The organism is Spirillospora sp. NPDC049652 (genome assembly GCF_040675125.1).
Classification (GTDB): Bacteria; Actinomycetota; Actinomycetes; order Streptosporangiales; family Streptosporangiaceae; genus Spirillospora.
In genome coordinates, this window is sequence record NZ_JBFAOF010000487.1 from 1 (window position 1) to 5,358 (window position 5,358).

General features: G+C 74.1%; 4 protein-coding genes. 2 read left to right on the forward strand and 2 right to left on the reverse strand.

Annotated features, from left to right (window positions below; all coding sequences use genetic code 11):
• Nucleotides 1-157: 157 nt before the first annotated feature.
• Nucleotides 158-1,165, reverse strand: coding sequence for an ArsR/SmtB family transcription factor (locus AB0J52_RS25855; RefSeq protein ID WP_500184848.1), 1,008 nt, complete (start codon nucleotides 1,163-1,165; stop codon nucleotides 158-160).
• Nucleotides 1,166-1,347: 182 nt separating this feature from the next.
• A complete protein-coding gene (locus AB0J52_RS25860; RefSeq protein WP_500184849.1) occupies nucleotides 1,348-2,190 on the reverse strand; it encodes a M55 family metallopeptidase in 843 nt (280 codons plus the stop codon).
• A gap of 173 nt (nucleotides 2,191-2,363) precedes the next feature.
• On the opposite strand from AB0J52_RS25860, the gene AB0J52_RS25865 reads away from it, so the two are divergent.
• Nucleotides 2,364-3,728 (forward strand): serine hydrolase domain-containing protein, encoded by a 1,365-nt coding sequence (locus tag AB0J52_RS25865; RefSeq protein WP_500184851.1) that lies wholly within the window; start codon nucleotides 2,364-2,366, stop codon nucleotides 3,726-3,728.
• 17 nt (nucleotides 3,729-3,745) lie between these two features.
• Entirely contained in the window at nucleotides 3,746-5,320 is a 1,575-nt protein-coding gene (locus AB0J52_RS25870; RefSeq protein WP_500184852.1) for an ABC transporter substrate-binding protein, read from the forward strand.
• The last annotated feature ends 38 nt before the right edge of the window (nucleotides 5,321-5,358 follow it).

Consider the following 5,358-nt stretch of genomic DNA (forward strand, 5'->3'; position numbering starts at 1 on the left):
GCCGCGGCCACCGCGCTGGGCCGTGCCGCCGTCCGCGCCGCCACCGATGCCCGGCCTGGGACGGCCACTGGCGGGAGGCCGTCCCCTTCGATGGGCGCCGTCGGCACGGGATCGCGAGCCTGTGCCGGCGGCGGCCCTCTCCGGGCGCGCGCAGGGGTCAGGAAGGCGTCATCGGGACGATGGTGCCGTCCAGCAGGGCGGCTCCCAAGGCGGTGAGGGTGTGGCGGACCTGGTTGCCGTCGCGCTGGGTGGCGATGAGGCCCGCCTCGCGCAGCACCCGTGCCTGCTGGCTGGCGGTGGGCACCGGGATCGCGGCGCATCGGGCGAGCTGCGTGGTGTTGCAGGCGCCCAGCGCGATCGTCTCCAGCACGCGGGCCCTGGTGCGGCCGAGGAGCGCGGTGACCGCCTGCTCCCGCTGGGCGCGGGCCTGGGGCGAGGACGCCGTCCAGCGCGTCACGTCCGCCACGGGATACGTCAGGACCGGCGGTAGGTCGGGATCGAGCAGGGTGACCGGCGCGCCCCAGCAGAACACGGACGGTTGCAGGACCAGGCCACGGCCGTCCAGGACGATGTCGTGGTCGGCGGGATAGTCCAGCTCCAGCACCGGGAAGCTCCACCGCGCCGAGGGATGGATGCCCTCCAGGACCTGCGGCAGGCCGCCCTCGGCGAACGCCCTGCGGCGCAGTGCCAGGTCGTGCCTGACCTCGGCGTCGATCCGTTCCCATTCGGGGGCGAGGCAGACTTCGGCGTACGCGGAGACGGCGTCGGCCATCCTGCCGAGGGTCCCGGTGCCGCCCGACGCCAGGTCCGCGAACCAGCTGGGGGCGGCCCGGCCCGGGTGCCGGACGGCCAGCTCGGCCAGGTCGCCGCGCAGCCGGGCGCGGGACGTGCCGCGCACCGCCTCCAAGCCGTCCTCCAGGGTGCCCGAGGCGGTGACGGGGGTGAGGAAGTCCACGGCGTACCCGGAGGCGGGCACCAGCGCGGTCAGCATGCGGGCCGAGTCCGGGACGTGCGGCCCGACCTGGCGCCGCCAGCGGCCGAACACCGCCGCGCCCTGCGGACGCCGCAGCCTGTACAGGCTGAGCAGCACTTCCCACATCGCGTCCGGGCCCGCCGCCAACCGCGTGCGCGGCAGGTCGTCACTGCTGAAATGAATCCGCAGCACCGCAACTCCCTGATCGCCGGCAAGCGAACCGTAACAACCGGCGGAGTCGACCGCTCACCCCCGGTGAGAGCCCGGGACGCATCGCTGCGGTTCAGGGGCACTGTCACGGCTCATGGCCGGAGCAGGCCACCGGGGCCGCGGACGCCACAACCGTCCGACGCCCGGGACACCTCGCTGTGACCTCAGCGGTCGATGAGGGGGAGGCGGGTCCGGGCGGCGAGGGCGGCGACGCCGTACCAGAGGCCGATCAGGCCCATGAGCTGCCGCAGGTCGGCGACCTGGCAGGTGACGGTGTGCTCGTCGACGCGTTCGGAGCCGGGGACGTCGGCGGCGGCCTCCGCGGCGGCGGGGAGCTGGAATCCGACGGTCAGGACCAGGCGGTCGGGCAGCGGGACGGGCCGGAGCGTCGCGGCGTTCTTCACGGCCAGCGCGGCACTCTCGCGGATGAGCGCCTGCGCGCGCCGCGGGTGCAGGCTGTCGGTGGCGGTGTAGCCCTCGGCGGTCTTCACCTGGGCGGTGACGACGCCGGGGAGGACGCGTTCGGCGAGCGCGCAGATCTGGTCGTCGCCGGTGACCAGCCCGACCGGGACGCCGTGCTCGGCCGCCAGCAGCGCGTTCACCTCGGCCTCGGACACCAGCCGGTCGTTGAGGCGCATCGAGGTGAACCAGGACGAGAAGCTGTGGGCGAGCACGCCCGGACAGCCGCCCGGCGCGTGGTAGCCGACGAACAGCGCGACCCCGTGCCGCCCGTCCAGCCCGTGCGCCATGCACTGCGCCTTGGGGGAGCCGGTGACCAGGCGGGCCCGCTCGTCCAGCATGTCCTGCAGGAAGTTGTCCATGGTGCCGTGGCTGTCGTTCACCACGACCGTGTCGGCCCCGGCGTCGAACGCGCCCGCGATCGCGGCGTTGGCCTCGGCGGTCATCAGCTCCTGCGAGCGGGGGTAGCCGTGCCCGCCGCGCACGATCTGGTCCATCGTGGCGATGCCGGCGATGCCCTCCATGTCGACCGAGATGTAAACGTCCATACGGCTCCTCTCGCGGTTTTCCCGTGAGTATCCGTGGACGGCGGCGAGGAGGCTTCGGAGCGCGCCACATGGATCGGCCGGGTTTTTCGTGCCGCCGCACGAATCGGGTCCGGCGGCCGGATGCCTACCGTTCAGCCACCCGGCGGTGACACGCCGCCCGGACGGAGGCGACGATGCTGACCCCACAGGAACTCGAAGCGAGACTGGCCGAGGCGGCCGGACGGCACGACATCCCCGGCGCGGTCCTGGCGGTCCGGCGCGGGACGCGGGTCGTGGAGGCGGCGTCCGGCGTGCTGGACGTCGAGACCGGCTACCCGGCGACCACCGACTCGGTCTTCCAGACCGGCTCGATCACCAAGGTCTGGACGGCGACGCTGATCATGCAGCTGGCCGACGAGGGCCTGGTGGACCTGGACGCGCCGGTCGCCCGGTACCTGCCCGGCTTCCGGGTGGCGGACGAGGCCGCGAGCGCGGCGGTCACCGTCCGGCAGCTGCTGTGCCACACCGGGGGCTTCGAAGGCGACATCTTCGACGACCACGGCCCGGGCGACGACGCCGTCGAGCAGTTCGTCGCGCACCTCGGGGAGCGGGCCCGGCAGCTGTTCCCGCCGGGGGAGCGGTGGTCGTACTGCAACAGCGGCTACGTGGTGCTCGGACGGATCGTGGAGGTGCTGACCGGGCAGACGTGGGAGGCGGCGCTGCGGGAGCGGATCGCCGTGCCCCTCGGCATGACGCATGTGGCGACCTCGCCCGCCGAGGCGATCCGGCACCGCGTCTCCATGGGGCACGTGCCCGGCCCGGACGGCACGCTGGTGAAGGCGCCGGTCTGGGCGATGCCGCGGTCGAACGCGCCCGCCGGCTCCACGCTGACGCTGAGCGTTCGCGACCAGCTGCGCTTCGCCGCGATGCACCTCAGCGGCGGCCTCGCCCCCGACGGGACCCGCGTGCTGTCGGAGGAAAGCGCGCACGCGATGCGCGAACCGCAGGCCACCCTGCCGCTCATCCCGCCGCTCGGCCGGCAGTGGGGTCTCGGCTGGGAGCTGTTCGACTACGAGGGCGGCCTGGTGATCGGGCACGACGGCGGCACGCTCGGGCAGGTGTCGCTGCTGCGGCTGGTGCCCGGCGCGGACGTCGCGGTCGCCCTGCTCACCGGCGGCGGCGAGTTCTACGGGCTGTACCCGCTGATCGCCGAGCTGCTGGACGAGCTGGCCGGGGTGAAGGTCCCGCCGCTCCCGGTGCCGCCCGCCGTCCCGCCCACCGTCGATCCGCGCTACTTCACCGGCCGGTACGAGTCGGGGACGCTCCGCGCCGACGTCGCCGAGGTCGAGGGCGGCCTGTCGGTGTCCGTCCGCCCGCTGGGCGCGCTGGCGGAGCTGTCGGGCGAGGCGATGGGGAGCGCCGACGCGATGGTGCCCCTGGACGCCCGCACCCTCATCGCCCGCGAGCCGAAGGAGGGACGGCACGCCGTCCACGTCTTCCTCGGCGACGGCCCGCGCGCCGACTTCCTGCACCTCGGCCGCGCCATCCCGCGCGCCTGACCCCGAGGAGCACCGGCATGAGAACACCAACGGCCAGGGCGGCCGCAGTGGCCGCCGCCCTCGGACTCGCCGCGACCGGATGCGCGGGCGGCGGTCCGGCCGCCTCCGGCGGCCGCGGCACCGTCACCATCGCGGTCTCCGACGACCCCGGCACCCTCGACCCGCTCAACACCCTGGGGTCCACGGCCATCTTCATGAACGGCTTCGGGTACTCCCGGCTGGTCCATCTCGGCCCGGACGGGAAGCTGGTCGGCGGCGTCGCCGAGCGCTGGTCGTCCACCACCACGTCCGCGACCTTCACCATCAGGCAGGGCGTGACCTGCCAGGACGGGTCGCCGCTGACGGCCGAGGACGTGGCAGCCGAGTACGAGCACATCGCCGATCCGCGCAACGCCTCGCCCATGCTCGGCCTCTCGGTGCCGCTCACCGCCAAGGCGACCGCCGACCCGGCGGCCCGGACGGTCACGGTGAAGACGACGCGGCCGTCGCCGTTCATCCTGCAGATGGCCAACCTGCTCCCGCTGGTCTGCCGCAAGAACCTCGCGAACACCAAGGCGCTGGCACGCACCACCGCCGCGTCCGGGGCCTACCGGCTGGCCGAGGCGGTGCCGAGCGACCACTACACCTACGTCAAGCGGCCGGGCGTCACCTGGATGCCGGGCGGCGCGGACATGTCCGCCGCCCCGGAGAAGGTGGTCTTCAAGGTCGTCGCCAACGAGTCCACCGCCGCCAACCTGCTGATGTCCGGGCAGGTCAACGCCGTCCAGCTGAACGGCTCGGACCGGCAGCGGCTGGAGGCCGCCCGGGTCGCCCACCAGGGGATCCGGTCGATGATCGGGCAGTTGCTGTTCAACGAGGCGTCCGGCCGCGCGACCGGTGATCCGGCCGTCCGGCGCGCGCTGGTCACCGCCGCGGACCTCGGTCAGGTCGGATCGGTGGCGAGCGGCGGACGCAACGTGCCGCCGACCAACCTCGGCGAGGCCGCCCCCACGCCGTGCCCGCAGGACTCGGTGACCGGCAACGTCCCGGGCCACGACCCGGCCCGCGCGGCGGCCGACCTGACCGCCGCCGGATGGGCCAAGGCGGGAGGAGTCTGGACCAAGGACGGCAAGCCGCTCCAGCTGACCATGACCTATCCGACCACCCTCGGCCCGCGCGTGACGGCCGCCGTCGAGCTGGCCGTGCAGCAGTGGACGGCGTTCGGGGTGAAGGTGTCCGCCAAGACCGTGACGCCCGCGACCGTGACCACCGTCCTGGGGTCCGACGGGTGGGACGTCGCCTGGCAGCCGATCGTCGTGAACCTGCCCGACCAGCTCGTCCGGTTCTTCGACGGGCCCCGGCTGCCGAAGGGGTCCAACTTCGGCGGCGTCGACAACCCCGACTACCGGCGGCTTTCCGGCCAGGCGATGGCCGAGCTCGGCACGGACGGCTGCCCGCTGTGGGCGCAGGCCGAGAGCGCCCTGGTCAAGCGCCTGGACGTGGTGCCGTTCGCGACCTCGGAGGAGACCTGGTACGGCAAGGGCGTGACCTTCCGGCTGGACGGCGCGGGCCCGCTCCCGCACACGTTGCGCAGGACGGCCGCACCCCAGTAGTTCGTCAGCCCCCGGGCGACCATCGCGTGCTCGGGCAC

Coding starts and splice junctions, on each gene's coding strand:
- AB0J52_RS25860 (WP_500184849.1), bottom strand. CDS start 2,190: ATGGACGTTTACATCTCGGTCGACATGGAGGGCATCGCCGGCATCGCC.
- AB0J52_RS25870 (WP_500184852.1), top strand. CDS start 3,746: ATGAGAACACCAACGGCCAGGGCGGCCGCAGTGGCCGCCGCCCTCGGA.
- AB0J52_RS25865 (WP_500184851.1), top strand. CDS start 2,364: ATGCTGACCCCACAGGAACTCGAAGCGAGACTGGCCGAGGCGGCCGGA.